Below are 15,626 nucleotides of genomic sequence, written 5' to 3' on the forward strand. Positions count from 1 at the left end.
AAATCCGAAGTCGCGAGAGTAACAAAAAGCCCGCATTAATGCGGGCTTTTTTAAGAATTTTTCTAGATTTTACATACGCTTTCAGTCGTTATTCAGCTTATGCATCCATACACGCTTTGAGCTTGTTCATGGCATTTTTTTCAAGCTGACGAATCCGCTCAGCAGACACCTGATAAGTATCAGCCAACTCCTGCAGTGTGGTCTTATCTTCATCTAACCAACGGGCGCGCAGAATATGCTGACTACGCTCATCCAGCGTTTTGATCGCTGACAACAGACGCGCTTGAGCATTAGATTCCCAGTTGTCATGTTCAACTTGTGCTGCAACATCAGATGAGTGGTCTTCAAGATACAGTGCTGGCGCAAAGTCACCATCATCATCGTGGTCGCTGGACATATCAAACGCTGCGTCTTGAGCTGCCATGCGCGATTCCATCTCGGTCACGTCTTCTTTAGAGACACCCAGATTTTCCGCCACCATGGAGACTTCTTCATCGCTGAACCAGCCGAGACGCTGTTTCGCTTTACGCAGATTAAAGAACAGTTTGCGTTGTGCTTTGGTGGTCGCGACTTTCACGATACGCCAGTTTTTCAAGACGTATTCGTGGATTTCGGCCTTAATCCAATGCACGGCAAAAGACACCAGACGTACACCGACTTCTGGATCGAAGCGTTTTACCGCTTTCATCAAACCGATATTGCCTTCTTGAATCAAGTCGGCCTGTGGCAATCCATAACCGGAATAACCACGCGCAATGTGCACAACAAAACGAAGGTGCGACATAATGAGCTGCTTAGCTGCCTGCAAGTCACCTGTTTCCTGCAAACGCTTAGCCAGCGCATATTCTTCCTCGGCTTCCAACATTTTGATGTTGTTTACCGAATGAATATAGGCCTCGAGGCTATGGCTTCCATGAGGAACCATCAATGCCATTGATTGCGTTTGTTCAGTCATACACGCTCCCATTTCATTTACCGCAGCCCGCATATGGATTCAGCGGGTGTTTGGCACTATCGGTGAATTGACATGATATGTCAACCTCCGCTACTGTCCGAACTTCTATTTTCGTTCCGTCAATAAGACATTGCAAGTGAACATTAGTTCACTAAATCATCAACTGGGTTCAATCGCTCGCAGATGGTGACGGACTGAGATATAAGAACCGATCCAACCCAAGAACGATGCAATGAGCACCATATCGATAAGCTCTCCCAGCGACAAGCCTTTCATATGCAAATTGCTACCGTAGAGGCCTAACAAGTGTGACAGTGCGCCATCGAGGTACCACACCAAAATATTGATAATCAGCCACGCCAAAATGCCACCGACGACACCATACCATATACCAGTATATAAGAACGGCCGCTGAATGAAGGCTTCTGTTGCCCCGACTAATTTCATTACTTCAATTTCGCTGCGACGGTTCATAATCGCCAAACGAATAGTGTTGCCAATAATCAACACAACCGCCAATACCAGTAGTGCCCCAATCGCTATCACAGTACGTTCAAGTACATGCACCAGCGCTTGTAAACGTTCCAGCCATTCGATATCGAGGCGACCAAAACTCACTTCCGGCTCATGTTCCAGCTTGGCCAATAATTCACGCGCGCCCTGCGGCGTCGAGTAACGCTCAGTAGGAAATACGGTGACCACTGCTGGCAGTGGATTTTCATCTAAATAGTCGAGCGCATCGCCAAACCCCGACAACTTGCGAAACTCGGCCAACGCATCATCTTTACTGATGAAACGGACATCATCGATCTCGGGATAGACTTTAATGCGGGCGATTAAACTCTGAATGCTTTTATCAGAGCGTGGACCATCAATAAACAATGAAATCTGCGCGGCACTGTCCCAAGACTGGGTAATGGTTTCGGCATTTTTTACCATCACCTGCAGCGCTGCAGGTAAGCTCAAACTTACGCCGAGCACCGCCATGGTCATAATGGAAGATACCGGGCTGCGCCACAGCTCACCAAGACTCGCCATCGCATGCTGCACATGACGAATAAAAAACATCACTATCCGACCAGAAATCGGCAACTTACTGCGGGTTAAAGAGGCGCTATTCGTCATTCATTCACCCTTAGTTGACTGGCATGGCGACATCGGATTCACCGCCGATCATGCGTCCTTGACGCAAGGTCAGCGTGCGGTATTTCATTCGTGCAATCAAACCGAGATCGTGTGTCGCAATTAACACGCTGGTACCAGCGTCATTAAAGGTTTCAAACAGCCTAAGAATATCCATCGACAGCTTAGGGTCGAGGTTACCAGTCGGTTCATCTGCCAGTAACAATGCGGGCTTGTTCACAATCGCGCGGGCAATGCCCACACGTTGCTGCTCACCACCTGACAGCATAATCGGATTGTGGCGTTCTTTGCCGTACAAGCCGACCATATCCAGCGCAGCAGCGACCCGTTTGCGAATTTCACCCAGGGTAAAGCCTTCAATCACCAACGGCAGCGCCACGTTATCAAAGACGCTACGGTCCATCAGTAGATGGTGGTTTTGGAAGATCATACCGATATCGCGACGCAGATAGGGCACATGACCACGCTTAATATTGGCAATATCATGGCCGCCAATAAACACGCGGCCAGCACTGGCACGCTCAATCACGGTAATCAATTTGAGCAGGGTACTTTTACCTGCGCCGGAATGCCCTGTTAGAAAGGCCATCTCCCCTTTGCGCAGATGGAAATTTACCTCAGTCAGTGCTTTCTGACCGCCGGGATAGATTTTGCTGACCTGTTCAAATCGAATCATGTTAGCTGTCCGTTTTCTCCTGACTGAACAGGGCATCGATAAAGTCTTTGGCATCAAAGGTACGCAGATCATCAATCTGCTCACCCACACCGATATGACGAATAGGAATACCAAATTTATCAGCAACCGCAAAGATCACTCCACCTTTGGCGGTGCCATCTAACTTACTGATCGTAATACCGGTAACACCAACGGCTTCATGGAACAGTTGTGCCTGACTAATGGCGTTCTGACCGGTACCAGCATCTAGCGTCAACATCACTTCATGCGGCGCATTCGGGTCGAGTTTCTTCATCACCCGCACCACTTTTTTCAGCTCTTCCATCAGGTGTGCTTTGTTCTGCAAACGACCCGCAGTATCGGCAATCAACACATCAACGCCACGCGCTTTGGCTGCTTGCAGTGCATCAAATAATACTGAGGCGCTATCTGCACCCGTGTGCTGAGCGATAACCGGAATTTCGTTACGTTGTCCCCACACTTGCAGTTGCTCCACCGCCGCGGCGCGGAAGGTATCACCCGCCGCTAACATCACACTCTTACCTTGGCGTTGATACTGTTTGGCCAGTTTACCGATAGTGGTAGTTTTACCCACGCCGTTTACACCAACCATCAGCAACACAAATGGGCCGTCGCTGTTTTCCGGAATAAGCGGCACGCTGACTGGTTCCAACATCGCCAGCATTTCATCACGCATTAAGTCGTATAAGGCTTCCGCATCTTTTAACTGTTTGCGGCTGGCGTGGTCAGTGAGGCTATCAATCAGTTTGCGGGTGGTTTCTACGCCAACATCGGCGATCAGTAACTGCTCTTCCAACTCATCAAACAGATCATCATCAATTTTTTTGCCACGGAACAGGCCAATAAAGCCGCTACCGATGTTTTCACTGGTGCGCATCAAGCCACGCTTTAAACGCGCAAACAGCCCTTCACGTTTTGGCTTTTCTTGCGGCTCTGGCTGCACTTCTGCTTCTGCTTCTGCTTCTGCTTCTGCTTCTGCTTCTGCTTCTGCTTCTGCTTCTGCTTCTGCTTCTGCTTCTGCTTCTGCTTCTGCTTCTGCTTCTGCTTCTGCTTCTGCTTCTGCTTCTGCTTCTGCTTCTGCTTCTGCTTCTGCTTCTGCTTCTGCTTCTGCTTCTGCTTCTGCTTCTGCTTCTGCTTCTGCTTCTGCTTCTGCTTCTGCTTCTGCTTCTGCTTCTGCTTCTGCTTCTGCTTCTGCTTCTGCTTCTGCTTCTGCTTCTGCTTCTGCTTCTGCTTCTGCTTCTGCTTCTGCTTCTGCTTCTGCTTCTGCTTCTGCTTCTGCTTCTGCTTCTGCTTCTGCTTCTGCTTCTGCTTCTGCTTCTGCTTCTGCTTCTGCTTCTGCTTCTGCTTCTGCTTCTGCTTCTGCAACAGTTAACTCGGCTTCAACTACAGCGGCAAGCTCAACTTCTGGTACCACTTCCGCAACGATTTCTGGCTCTGGCTCTGGCTCTGGCTCTGGCTCTGGCTCTGGCTCTGGCTCTGGCTGAGCTTGCTCAAGCTCAACAGCGGGTGCAATAGCTTCTGCATCAACCGTTTCGTTAATGCTAGTTTGCTCTGGGTTGCTGTCGGTTACCGAGGTGTCGGTGCTGGTGTCAACCGACACTTGCTCTACTTTTTGTTCCTCTGGAGTCTGTTCCTGCGCTTGCTTATCTTTGCGGAACCAGGAGAAAAAACCTTTTTTTGCCATGAGTATTAATGCTCAATCTAAATGGATGATAGCTGACAACCAGCTTGTCACTGGTCGCAAAAAGGTACTGGTCAATGGCTTGACCTGTACCTTGGCAACCGCTTTGCACTTCGCCTTCACTGGCGAGTTTGTTATAGAATAGCGGCGCTCGATTTTAACCGTCGCGGATATTCAGAAAATCCCTGCATTTTGACGGCGTTAAAATAATCGGCACAGTCTACCATTTTATTTCTTCTGGCAAAATCACGGGGGTCAAATGTCCAAAAATCGCCCAGGTAGCGGTCAAGTGCGAATTATTGCGGGGCAATGGCGCTCACGGCGCTTACCCATCCATGATTTGGACGGATTACGCCCCACCACAGATCGCGTACGTGAAACCCTGTTTAATTGGCTGAGCGGTGATATTGCAGGTGCGAAAGTGTTGGACTGTTTTGCTGGTAGCGGCGCTTTGTCACTAGAAGCCTTGTCGCGCTATGCCGAATCGGCCCGCATCTATGAGCTGCAGCGCCCAGCAGCAGAGCAGCTCAAACAAAATTTGGCCTCTCTTAAATGCGATCACGCTGAGGTGCTCAATCGTGATGTTATTGCCGCCTTAGGTCAGCCAGCTGATCGTCAGTTTGATCTGGTATTTATTGATCCACCATTTCGCAAAGGACTGGCACAGCAGACCATTGATTTGCTGGCACAACACCAATGGCTCAGTGACCTAGCGCTGATTTATGTGGAAGTGGAAAGCGAGTTAGCCACGCTGAAAACACCGGCAAACTGGGTGCAACTTAAAGAGAAAGTGGCGGGGCAAGTCTGCTATCGCCTTTACCAACTGCAACAAGAGACAAATTAATGCTGATTACCTTGGGAAAAATGATCACCCTGCTGGCATGGTGTTTAATGGCGTACAACCTCGTGATGCCATTTGGGGGCAATATCTCGTTGATCCTCAATATCCTGTTGGGGATCACCGTGATGATGCACTTATTGCAAACCCTGATGTTCTATTCGGTATTCAGCAATCTGTTGCCGTTGCAAGGTAAAGATTATCTGCAGGCCTTTATCTTCGGAGTATTTGCCCTGTTGCAATACCGCCAACGAGCACTGGCAGCCATGGCTGAGAAACAGTCTCAGCAATAACCGTTATTTGAGAAACCGAATGGCCAGTGGGTAGTGATAGACCTTGCCTTCACTGGCCTTAATTGCCGCGATTACCGTCACAATAAGATTGAACAAGCCCAACACACCCAACAATACAAAACCAATTAACACGAACGCTAAGACCAAACATACCGCTGCGTAAATCACCATGCTGATCTGAAAGTTGAGGCAGTTCTTACCGCAGGCTTCGATGAACGGCGAATCTTCGCGTTTCATCAAATACACAATCAAGGGGCCCAACACGTTGCCAAAAGGGATTAGGTAACCCGCGAAGCTAGCACAATGCACCAAAATCCCCATGTCACGTTCTTGTCGTGTTACTGTTTCCATACTCAATCACCATCCTTCGTAAAATTGTTCGCTGCCATAGAGACGCCCCTGCCAGTTTTCGCGTTGCTCGGTCGCTAGACGCTTATGCAGATTTTGTTGCCAATCAGCGCCCAAGCCTGGTGCACTCAATAAGCGTTCATACGCTTGTGCATCATAGTTTTCAGCAAAATACAGTGTTAGCGCATCTGCCACGCTGATATCGCAATGACGTTTAACAATACTCAGCGAATCATCTGCTTGAATCGTGCCGGGTGTGAGCACGCGATACAACCAACCACAGCGTCTGGTGTCTTGCATGGTGCGGGCAAACTCACGTTGGCGAAATTGCAGATTGGTTTTATAACACGGGGCACGTGGCAACGTAATTTGCAACAGCACCTCCCCAATCGCGACTTCGTCACCAATGCACACATCCTGCTCCAATAAACCTAGGGTGGAAATATTCTCCCCCAGCGCTGGAGCTTGCCGCTCGGCCGTCATCAAACCTTGTTGCTTGAAAAACGCGTAATGCTCCAGCGGAAAATGGTGCAACACGCGATCATTGCCGCCGTGATTTTTCAGATCAAAGCGCGCATCGCCGTCGACACGATCAATATGTACCTGCAGCTTTGTCATCGCCTGCTTGCTGTTGATACCACTGTTTACTAACGCGGTAAATTGCTGGCCCTTACCGGCGTATAATCCGCTCAATTTCACCGTCATGTTTTGCGTCCTGTCTCTGACTTGCTCTCAATGGCTTAACACGACGTTGTTGCGGCCATTCTCTTTGGCCTGATACAACGCCTTATCGGCACGAATCAGCAACTGCTCGCCGCTTTCATTGGCTTGCAGCTGGGCCACGCCACCACTGACGGTGACCACTAGTCCACTGCTGTTGACCTGTAACATCCATTCGCTGATTTTACGTCGCAGCAACTCAGCTTCTGCCGCCGCTTGCGCCAAATCGACTCCTTCAAGCAGCATGAGAAATTCCTCCCCACCCCAGCGGCACACCACATTGTGTTGCTTGAAGTGCTGCTGCAACATCAAACTAACGCTTTTAAGGACTAAGTCACCCACACTGTGACCATAACCATCGTTAATTCGCTTAAAATGGTCAATATCAAACAGGATCAATGACAAAGGTCGTTTTTGTTTGTGCGCCTGCGGTACTGCGCGGGTAAAGTGTTCTTCAAAGGCCTGACGATTAGCAACGCCAGTTAATTTGTCGGTGGATGCCATCAATTCCAACCGCCGCTGATAGCGCCCTAAAGTCATATTCGCCGTCAATAACACCATAACGGTGACCAGCAGACTGATCCCTAGGTTACCCCAGAACGTCGTCAGCAACTTTTTATCACCTTTCGTACCACGTTGCTCAACCAGCAAATACCATTGGAACTCGGGTACAAAGCGGCTGTTCACATAATAGGTTTGGCCATCCTGTTTGTAGGTGAACGCCGAGCTTGGATTCGCCAGAATACGAATCGCATTTTCTGCTAACCCCGGATATTCCTGTAGCGTTTTGGCGCCATTGTAGTCGGTACTGTGTAGCGTTACTTTCCCTTGTCTATCTGCGAAAAAAACGCGGCGATTGTAACGCTGCTGATAGTGTTCAATCAGTGCGCCCACTTTTTCCACTTCTAAGCCAACCCCGGTGACACCGATAAAGTTACCGTCGTAATCAAACACCTTGTGGTTGACAAAAACGTTGGTCTTGTTGCGATTAGCTGTATCTAAATCAATATTGATTTCATAATCTTGCGACTTAGGTAATGAGCGGGTACGAAAATACCAACTGTCGTTGGGATCTGTATCATTTATCTGCTTTAAAATGCCGCTTGAGTGGTAATAGTTGCGACTGGCTTCCGAGACAAAAAAGCTGGTTACTGTACTGTATTTTTCTTGGATCTCTTTGAGATAGCGGATCAGACGTTGCGGTTGCTGCTCATGGCCCAGTGTCCAGTCACGCACAAAAGTGTCGTGCGCCATAAGCGAAGAGATAAAGATAGGTTTCAGTAAATCCTGCTGAATTTCCGAGTAGATATTATCACTGGTCAGCGGCAAGGTGTTTTCTTCCACCTGCTGGCTCAGCGAGTTTTGTGCCACCCAATAGCTAAAGCCACTGGTAAGCATAAAGGCCCCGAGCAGCAGCGCGGCAAGTAGCCAAATCGTTTTCTTTTTATCGTTCCAAAGGCTCATGCCCATGCGCCGTTCCATCCATACTGCAAACAAGCTGAATCGTGCAAGTTTCGATTACTTAATCAACAAAAACCGAAGCTTACCTTAATTCGCCTAGTGGCGCATTGCTTGATTGTCGAGGAATAAAAAAAACCCGTTTTGTTTACAAAACGGGGGAACGAAGGGGTCTTTTGTCAGCGATTACAGATGTTGGGGATTCTGTAATGCACGGTGCTATCCTGCCAACGGCAAATGACAAACACATGACAAAAAAATGCCCCACAAATGTGAGGCCTCTAGAAAAACAAACAAAGCTACGAAGGGAGAGTCAAACAAGAGTTAAGTCATCAACTCGGAGCACATAATAGGCAGTCAGCATGACAGCCACATGACGCTAATGCCTTTTTTTGATGACAATGACGCATCACTCTTGCAAGTAGCAGCGCAGTGATTCACCCGGAATTGACGTTTCAGACGCAACAGCATGAGCGCCCCACACGGCCGCTTCCTGCATCGCAGTTTCAATTGGCATGCCACTGACGAGGCCATGGATCAATCCAGCAGCGTAGACATCGCCTGCGCCAGTGCTATCAACCACAGTAGCGACCTTTGCCGCAACGTGTTGCTCACCGTCAGCGGTATACAGTCGCGCCCCCTGTTCACCTTCCGTCACGATAAAATACGCTAAGGCTTCGCCGGCGATACTACGACCATAATCCCACATCGATAACTGTGTGCGTCCATGCATATCCGAGTGCGATGACAACAGGATATGGCAAGGTCGTGGCCGCTCATCCTTTGCGAGCTGGGCGACCACTAAAGTGTGTGGTAAGGCTGATTTTGCCCAACTGGCAGCACCTTCTGCCGACGAATTAAGATACACCGCCTGCCATTCAGGCCAATCTGGCGGTGTGGCTAACTGAAACAACGGCCGCGCTGGTCGAATAATGGTGCGCTCGCCATCGGGCGTCATCAGCAGCATGATTTCGCAGGTTTGCCCGCGGTGGCGTGAAACACGGCGGCAATCCAATCCATTGACGCTCGCTTGGGCCAGTAACCAGTCACCCAATTCGTCTTGTCCAACCTGACTGACTAACGCCACCTTATGACCAGCCCATTCGAGGCCGATGCCAGTATTGGCACCACCACCACCCAAACGGCGTCCTCCATCGTCATAATGATAACGGCCACCTTTTTGCAGAGATTTATTCAACTGCAATATGCGATCACAATTCAGGTTCGCAATCAGCAGAATGTTAGCCATAGGTGCAGTTCCTCATTACATCACTCGTCGAAATAAGCTCGCGCCCTATTTAACCCGTAATCGGCATTTAACCATAGCCTTGCCTGCCGATTGCTGAATGGTGCTCACGCAATAAAAGTGCTGATGGCGGGCAATGCCGCACGGCCATCCGCTAAGCCCAACTGATACACAGCCTCAACTTTAGTGACATCACGCTCTAACCGTGACAAGCCTAGCGGCAGTGCTGGCTGTATCACCATGGCAGTCCCTTGCTGCACCCGTTGCGCTAAATCGGCCAACGCCTCGTTATAACGTTGATGACGTAGCAATAAGGCGTCAGCGACCTGTGGATACTGGCGATAAACCCGTTTAGCTAACCATTTGAGTTTGAAGGCTGACTTTCGATAATTGGCGTCCTGAGTCAGAATTACCAGTTGCTTCTGATACCCGTCAGCCGTTGCCTGTGCCACTGGAATAGGGGTGGCGATCCCCCCATCAAGATAGGGCTGTCCGGCAATCGTCACTGGCGGCGAAATGAAAGGTAAGCTCGAAGAGGCAATAAGAATGTCGAGCAACTGCTGATGGTCCTGAAAATCCGCATTGCCAAAAAAGTCTGTGTGGCCGCTGCGGCAGTTAAATGCGCCCACTTTAAATTCGGACTCGCTCGATAGGAAGGTGTCGAAATCAAATGGCACCAATTCATGCGCCATGCGTCGATAAGTGAAGTCGACATTGACATAGTTGCCGTTTTTCAGCCAATGACGCCAGCCCATGTAGCGTTTGTCTGCGAGGTAACGTTGCTGAATGGTGAGGTTGCGCCCCGCCTGTTGCGATAGATAAGACGCCGGATAAATGGCGCCGGCAGACACGCCCACCACATAGGGGAAATGCAGCCCTGCTGCTAAAAATGCATCCAATACGCCGGCAGTATAAATAGCGCGTAAGCCGCCGCCTTCTAACACTAATGCGGTGTTTATCATAGAGTTCTCCCTGTTCGCGATGCTCCAGCATACTCAAGCCGTCTGCATCAGCAAACCTTTAGCGTATCTGCGAGACGCTATTTTGCTGGAACCCCCGCATAAACGCTGCTATTTTCAACAGTGTTTTCATTTTGGCCAAACGGAACTGACCATGAAACAACTGATCTTCTATCTGATCCTCATCTATGCACTTTGGCTGACGTGGGAGCGTTTTGGCGGTGACAAACTCTTGCCGCAAAGTACGGTAAAGTTGAAGCAAGAGTTGACCGATGTCATTGAGCAAGAGGCTGAGCGACTGCCAAAGTACGGCTCTCAGCAACAGTTCCGCTGTGATGGCCGTAAATATTGCTCAGAGATGCGCTCCCGTGCCGAAGCCGAATTCTTCCTGAAAAACTGCCCTGGCACTCGTATGGATGGCGATAACGACGGTATTCCGTGCGAAAATGACAGCCGCTGGTAATCAGGCAGCACGCAAGTTGTTGTAGCGCGCAAAACAGCTTTTGAGGATACGCAGGGCTTCGCGTACTTTAGGCGACATATGCTTGGCTTGAGTCAATGCGTAAGCATTGCATTCTGGTAGTTGCCAATCTACTAACAGCCGTAGTAAACGCCCCTGTTCAAGCAACGCCAGAACATCTGGCTCAGGCAAGGCAGCATAGCCTAATCCCGCCTCGGTAAAGTTAATCACAGACTGCATGTTGTTGACCTGAAACTGACTGGGCGGCAACTCAAACACCTGCTGCAAACGTTGATTGCGTAACGTGGTAAAACGCCCTTTGGAAGGCGAGTGGGCGATTCGTTGCCACGAGGCAAGTTCACGCGGATGTACTGGCAACGATAAGCCACGTCTGGTCAGGTAACTCGGGGCGGCGCACAGCACTAAGCGCCAACGACTCAGATGATGGGCAAATAGCGAGGAGTCTTGCAAGGGCCCCATCTGAATGGCGATATCAACCCCTTCACGCAGCGGGTCGAGCGGCGTATCTTGCAGCACAATATCGAGCGCCATATCAGGATAGCTCTGCTGCAGGCGCCGAATGGGCTCCCCGAGCATAGTGCCACCAAAGCCAGCGGGTGCGGCGATCTTTAGCTCACCGCTGGGTGACTGTTGGTAACGGTTGAGCAGATCTTGGGTCTGCTCGGCCAGTGCGATCATGCGGCAACAGTTATCGTAAACCTGCTGTCCAACATCGGTAAGTTTGAGCGTACGAGTATTACGATTGAGCAGACCAACGCCAGCATGGAGTTCCATTTTTTGGATCTGCTGACTGACAGCGGATGTACTGAGATTGAGCGCTTCGGCGGCCGCTTTCATCGACCCCAGCTCCACCGTTGCGGTAAATACGCGCATAGAACGCAGTAATTTATGCATTGCGTTAACCTTTCCTGTTGGCAGCAATGAATGCATTCACGTTAATTATGGCGCCGGCCCACCTCCGTCGCTGGTGCTATGGCGGCAAGCATCAGGCCTGCCGCCGCTCTCTACTTAGAAACGATACTTAAAGCTCAGCGTAACGTTACGTGGCGTACCGTAGTGATACACACTGTAAGGCAGCGTCGATGCTGACATATAGGCGTAGTACTTCTTATCCAGCAGGTTTTCGACATTGAACTGCAAATCCATGCTGTCATTAATGTCGTAACGTGCCATTACATTCACCAGTGAATAGGCGCCTTGGTCAATATGGACGCTACCACTGTCGGAATAGGATGCACTTTGCCAGTTGATGCCACCACCAATCGTCAGCTCAGGCAGCAGTTGTTGGAACTGATAGGTAGTAAACAGTTTCAACTGCTTGCGCGGTGCGGTCGTTTGCACCTTGTTACCATCAGCATCTTCCGCTTTGAACTGTGAGTAACCGGCAGAGATGTTCCAACCGTCGGTTGGCTGACCAACCACCTCAAACTCAAAGCCTTCACTCTCTGTGCCCTGCGCAGCAATGGACGCAGACGTTTGGCCGTTGGCAACCTGTTCATCGGTTGGTACAAAGTCAGGATCGTTAACGGCGAGGTTGTCCTGATCGATTTTAAACACCGCGACAGTCGTGTGCAGGCGATCATCAAAGAACGAGCTCTTCAAGCCCAACTCATAAGATTTACCTTCCAGTGGGTCGATAAAGCTCCCATCTGCAGTACGCGCATTTTGCGGGTTGAAGATTTCGGTGTAACTGGCGTAGATACGATGTTGCTCATTCACGTCATACAAGGCGCCTAAATAAGGCACGAACTCGCCATTGTTACCATAGTTGACATCCCCCCAGCTAATACCTTCACGGTTCCAGCTCGAGATACGACCGCCAGCAATGACTTTTAGCTCATCGGTGATCGACAAGCGGGTGGCGGCGTAGAAACCTTTTTGTTCGGTCTCTAAGTCTTGATTGCGACTCGCAGTAGTTGACCACTCTGGCTCAGCAAAGGTATCGCCTTGCTGCCAACTATAAAAGTCATCAACGGGCATGGCATCGTAAAATCCACCACCCGCCAACGGCGTTGGCTCATAGGTATCGGTATAGCCTTTTTGCTTGCTATAGAGCGCGCCCATCACGAATTCATGACTGCGCGAGAACAACTCGTAATCACCCTTCAGTTGCAGATCGAAGTTATTGGAATTGTTTTCCGCATGGCTGTTATAACGCTGTCCTGCTAAACCTGTGCCGGTTGCTTCATCTAAGGCGCCAGACATGTAGATCAAACGCGAGTAGCTCTCATATTCCATGAGGTTGTAGTTAGCAATCAGTTGCCAACCATTGCTGAACATATGATTGATATTGGCAAAGTAGTTTTTATTGGTCGATTCCCAACGAGTCCAGTCTGCGCCGGTAGTGGTCGAGACATCCCAATCGGCAGCACTACTATCAGCAAAGACGGCCGGCAGTCCACCCCACATCGCGCCATGCGGATCATTGTTGTTGTACACCGCGCCCACCCGCAGCAAGGTGCTATTGGTAATGTCAGCATCGACAACACCATACAGAATAGTTTTATGGTCTTCGTAATATTGCTGGAATGAATCGTTATCGACATATTTGGCCACCAAGCGGCCACGAATGGAACCATCGCTATTCAGCTTGCTTCCCACATCCGCAGTAAGCTGTTTCTTGTTCCAGCTGCCAGCATCTAACTGCAGATAGCCACTTAGCTCTGTCGCATCGGCATGTTTACGCACCAAGTTGATAGACGCAGATGGGTCGCCTGCCCCCGTCAGTAACCCGGTGGCACCACGCACCACTTCAACGCGTTCGTACAGAGAAACGTCTGACACGGTTTCACCGGCATCACCGCCGAGACTCCATGACAAAGGCACACCGTCAATCTGGTAATTTTGAATGGTAAAACCACGAGCACTGAAACCATTGCGGACGTTATCTGTCTTTGATGACGATAACCCCACCGAGTTATTCACCACATCTACCACGGTATTCAGCGCCTGATCGCGAATACGTTCATCGGTAATAATACTGACCGACTGCGGCGTTTCCTGCAGTGTCAAACCCAGTCCGGTGGCGGTGTCGATGGTTTTACTCACGGTATACTTCCCTGTGACCGTGATTTTTTCGATATTTTCGTTTGCGTCAGTCGCCGATTCCGCAGCAGAAGCTGCGACTGGGTACAACACTGCAGTAACGGCTGCAGCAACTGGTAGAAGATGATAGCGCATAGTGAAAGTTCATTATGATTGAGTCACAGAAGAGGTGTTACGATAACACTACTGAGAATTATTTTCATTTATGTTTTAGTGATAAATGTAACAAATCTCAATCATTAATTTGCCAGAACGGACTCTAAAAGGAGTTGCTGCCGTTTTCTTCGCGTCTCGCCGGCGCTTCAACTACCGACACTTCACTTAAATTGTTTTGACTTTTCACGCCAGAACCCGCTAATTATGAGCTGCGAACACTCAGCCAGTTTTGAGTGGGATTCATATAGGGAGTTTTATGAAATCGCTGCTAATACTCGTGATGGGCTTATTACTGAGCGCGTGCTCGTCACTTTCCAATCCCGCGCCCACCAGTAAAATCAATTGGGCCGACGATGTCGATTTTGATGCCATGCGGATGATGGTCGGTTGGGCGGACAATTATCAGCAACGCTGTCGTGACGGGCGGCCACTAGAAAAGATTTATGACTTGGCTGATGCTGGCGACTGGCAACAGCTGGCGACTATTGGCGAACAGTGGTTACAGCAATGTCCAATTGATATTCGCATTCACTATATGACCAGCATGGCGATTGAGCAGATTGGTGCACAAGATAGCTCAGATGATCATTATCGTTGGTTTGATGGTTTAATGGAGTCACTGGTGTCTTCGGGTGATGGGACCAGTCCAAAAACAGCCTATGTCACTATCTCAGTGCAGGAGGAATATGATGCGATGTATTTCTTCCAAGTGAGACCCACGGCGCAACGGTTATTTGGTGAACCTTTGTGTGATGAAATCCAGGTCGTCGATAGCAATGGCGACAAGATGGTGCTTTATTTTAATCCTGCGGCGCACTTTAGCCGTCTAGCGAAAAAACGTACCAAGTCCAATTAATCCCATCGCTGCAGCAAGGTGCTCGTCAATTAGCGCCTTGTCTGTTTGGTGCACAAATACTGCCGTTGTGCACTTCGCCCCAGTAAAAGTTGCGTCAACTCGCAAATCAATGTAAATGATAATGACTATCATTAACTTTGTGTTATAGCCTTGCCGTTCCATTGAATCTCTGTAACGCAGATCGAGGCAAGGCGCTATGGATACCACACTGTTTTACAGCTTTCTCATACTGCTGATGTTAGTCGCCTGCGGCTTAATCTATCTCAGCTGCAAACAACAAGGGCTACTTGCAGAGCCCATCGCCGTCGCACCATGGCGCTATCTGGCTTACCTGCTGTTAATCAGTGCACTGGCCGGCTGGCATGTGGTACTCACCCCTGCTGCGGCATTTTTCTGGTGGCTGCTGCTATTAGGGCTGATGCTAGCAGCGCTGCCGCTGCTGTCACTGCTGAAGCAGGAGCCGTTGAAATGAGTCGCGCCGCTAAGATCCGTCCTGATTGGCTGGGCAAAACCCTTTGTGGGGTCGTGCTCGGCTTTACTCTCGCGCTGGCAATCGTGGGATTATTTGCTTGGTTTGGTCCAGGTGGTATCGATGCCCGCGATAAATACCAATTCAATATGTGGCTGATGACACCGCTGTGGCTGTGCGTCATCAGTTTTATCTACCTATTTCACTCCACCCGTCATGCTTTTATCTGGCTTGGCAGTGCCAATCTGCTGGCCTGGACATTATTGCTGTTATTGAGGTAA

17 protein-coding genes are annotated in these 15,626 nt (G+C 49.6%); 6 read left to right on the plus strand and 11 right to left on the minus strand.

Annotated elements, in window-relative coordinates; translation table 11 throughout:
* Window positions 1-97 precede the first annotated feature (97 nt).
* The 4 genes from rpoH to ftsY all read right to left on the minus strand — a co-directional run bounded on the left by rpoH (window position 98) and on the right by ftsY (window position 4,479).
* Entirely contained in the window at window positions 98-955 is an 858-nt protein-coding gene (gene rpoH / locus HR45_RS14750) for an RNA polymerase sigma factor RpoH (RefSeq protein WP_037444433.1), read from the minus strand.
* A 159-nt stretch (window positions 956-1,114) separates the two neighbouring features.
* Window positions 1,115-2,080, minus strand: a complete 966-nt coding sequence (gene ftsX / locus HR45_RS14755) for a permease-like cell division protein FtsX (protein ID WP_037444437.1) — start codon at window positions 2,078-2,080, stop codon at window positions 1,115-1,117.
* Window positions 2,081-2,090: 10 nt separating this feature from the next.
* A complete protein-coding gene (gene ftsE, locus HR45_RS14760; RefSeq protein WP_037444440.1) occupies window positions 2,091-2,774 on the minus strand; it encodes a cell division ATP-binding protein FtsE in 684 nt (227 codons plus the stop codon).
* Between the two features lies 1 nt (window position 2,775).
* Window positions 2,776-4,479: a signal recognition particle-docking protein FtsY gene (gene ftsY / locus HR45_RS14765; protein ID WP_037444443.1), complete on the minus strand. Its 1,704-nt coding sequence runs from the start codon at window positions 4,477-4,479 to the stop codon at window positions 2,776-2,778.
* 256 nt (window positions 4,480-4,735) lie between these two features.
* Between ftsY and rsmD the strand changes: the two genes are divergently transcribed.
* Together rsmD and HR45_RS14775 are read left to right on the plus strand one after the other, a co-directional pair.
* Window positions 4,736-5,320, plus strand: coding sequence for a 16S rRNA (guanine(966)-N(2))-methyltransferase RsmD (gene rsmD / locus HR45_RS14770; protein ID WP_037444446.1), 585 nt, complete (start codon window positions 4,736-4,738; stop codon window positions 5,318-5,320).
* Window positions 5,320-5,607, plus strand: a complete 288-nt coding sequence (locus tag HR45_RS14775) for a DUF1145 domain-containing protein (RefSeq protein ID WP_037444450.1) — start codon at window positions 5,320-5,322, stop codon at window positions 5,605-5,607. Before rsmD ends, HR45_RS14775 begins: the two co-directional genes overlap by 1 nt.
* 3 nt (window positions 5,608-5,610) lie before the next feature.
* On the opposite strand, the gene HR45_RS14780 is transcribed toward HR45_RS14775, so the two are convergent.
* From HR45_RS14780 to HR45_RS14800, 5 genes are all read right to left on the minus strand, one after another.
* Window positions 5,611-5,958: a DUF4870 domain-containing protein gene (locus tag HR45_RS14780; protein WP_037444453.1), complete on the minus strand. Its 348-nt coding sequence runs from the start codon at window positions 5,956-5,958 to the stop codon at window positions 5,611-5,613.
* Window positions 5,959-5,964: 6 nt separating this feature from the next.
* Window positions 5,965-6,660, minus strand: a complete 696-nt coding sequence (locus HR45_RS14785) for an MOSC domain-containing protein (RefSeq protein ID WP_037444456.1) — start codon at window positions 6,658-6,660, stop codon at window positions 5,965-5,967.
* A 27-nt stretch (window positions 6,661-6,687) separates the two neighbouring features.
* Window positions 6,688-8,145 carry a sensor domain-containing diguanylate cyclase gene (locus tag HR45_RS14790; protein ID WP_037444459.1) on the minus strand — a complete coding sequence of 486 codons (1,458 nt, stop codon included), beginning with the start codon at window positions 8,143-8,145 and terminating at the stop codon, window positions 6,688-6,690.
* Between the two features lie 397 nt (window positions 8,146-8,542).
* The gene (locus HR45_RS14795) at window positions 8,543-9,382 is read right to left on the minus strand and encodes a PfkB family carbohydrate kinase (RefSeq protein ID WP_037444462.1); all 840 of its coding nucleotides are present in this window, start codon (window positions 9,380-9,382) and stop codon (window positions 8,543-8,545) included.
* Window positions 9,383-9,486: 104 nt separating this feature from the next.
* Window positions 9,487-10,341: a patatin-like phospholipase family protein gene (locus HR45_RS14800; protein WP_037444464.1), complete on the minus strand. Its 855-nt coding sequence runs from the start codon at window positions 10,339-10,341 to the stop codon at window positions 9,487-9,489.
* A 151-nt stretch (window positions 10,342-10,492) separates the two neighbouring features.
* Here HR45_RS14800 and HR45_RS19840 point away from each other — a divergent pair, with 151 nt between their 5' ends.
* On the plus strand, window positions 10,493-10,801 hold the full coding sequence (locus HR45_RS19840) for an excalibur calcium-binding domain-containing protein (protein WP_081933500.1): 309 nt from the start codon (window positions 10,493-10,495) through the stop codon (window positions 10,799-10,801).
* On the opposite strand, the gene HR45_RS14810 is transcribed toward HR45_RS19840, so the two are convergent.
* Window positions 10,802-11,713: a LysR family transcriptional regulator gene (locus HR45_RS14810; protein ID WP_037444467.1), complete on the minus strand. Its 912-nt coding sequence runs from the start codon at window positions 11,711-11,713 to the stop codon at window positions 10,802-10,804. It lies immediately after the preceding gene.
* Window positions 11,714-11,827: 114 nt separating this feature from the next.
* Window positions 11,828-13,999, minus strand: a complete 2,172-nt coding sequence (locus HR45_RS14815) for a TonB-dependent siderophore receptor (protein ID WP_037444469.1) — start codon at window positions 13,997-13,999, stop codon at window positions 11,828-11,830.
* A gap of 277 nt (window positions 14,000-14,276) precedes the next feature.
* Here HR45_RS14815 and HR45_RS14820 point away from each other — a divergent pair, with 277 nt between their 5' ends.
* The 3 genes from HR45_RS14820 (at window position 14,277) to HR45_RS14830 (ending at window position 15,626) form a co-directional block, all read left to right on the plus strand.
* Window positions 14,277-14,876 (plus strand): DUF4919 domain-containing protein, encoded by a 600-nt coding sequence (locus tag HR45_RS14820; RefSeq protein WP_037444471.1) that lies wholly within the window; start codon window positions 14,277-14,279, stop codon window positions 14,874-14,876.
* Window positions 14,877-15,072: 196 nt separating this feature from the next.
* Entirely contained in the window at window positions 15,073-15,348 is a 276-nt protein-coding gene (locus HR45_RS14825) for a hypothetical protein (protein WP_037444473.1), read from the plus strand.
* Window positions 15,345-15,626: a hypothetical protein gene (locus HR45_RS14830; protein ID WP_037444476.1), complete on the plus strand. Its 282-nt coding sequence runs from the start codon at window positions 15,345-15,347 to the stop codon at window positions 15,624-15,626. Before HR45_RS14825 ends, HR45_RS14830 begins: the two co-directional genes overlap by 4 nt.

It is taken from the genome of Shewanella mangrovi (assembly GCF_000753795.1).
Taxonomy (GTDB): domain Bacteria; phylum Pseudomonadota; class Gammaproteobacteria; order Enterobacterales; family Shewanellaceae; genus Shewanella; species Shewanella mangrovi.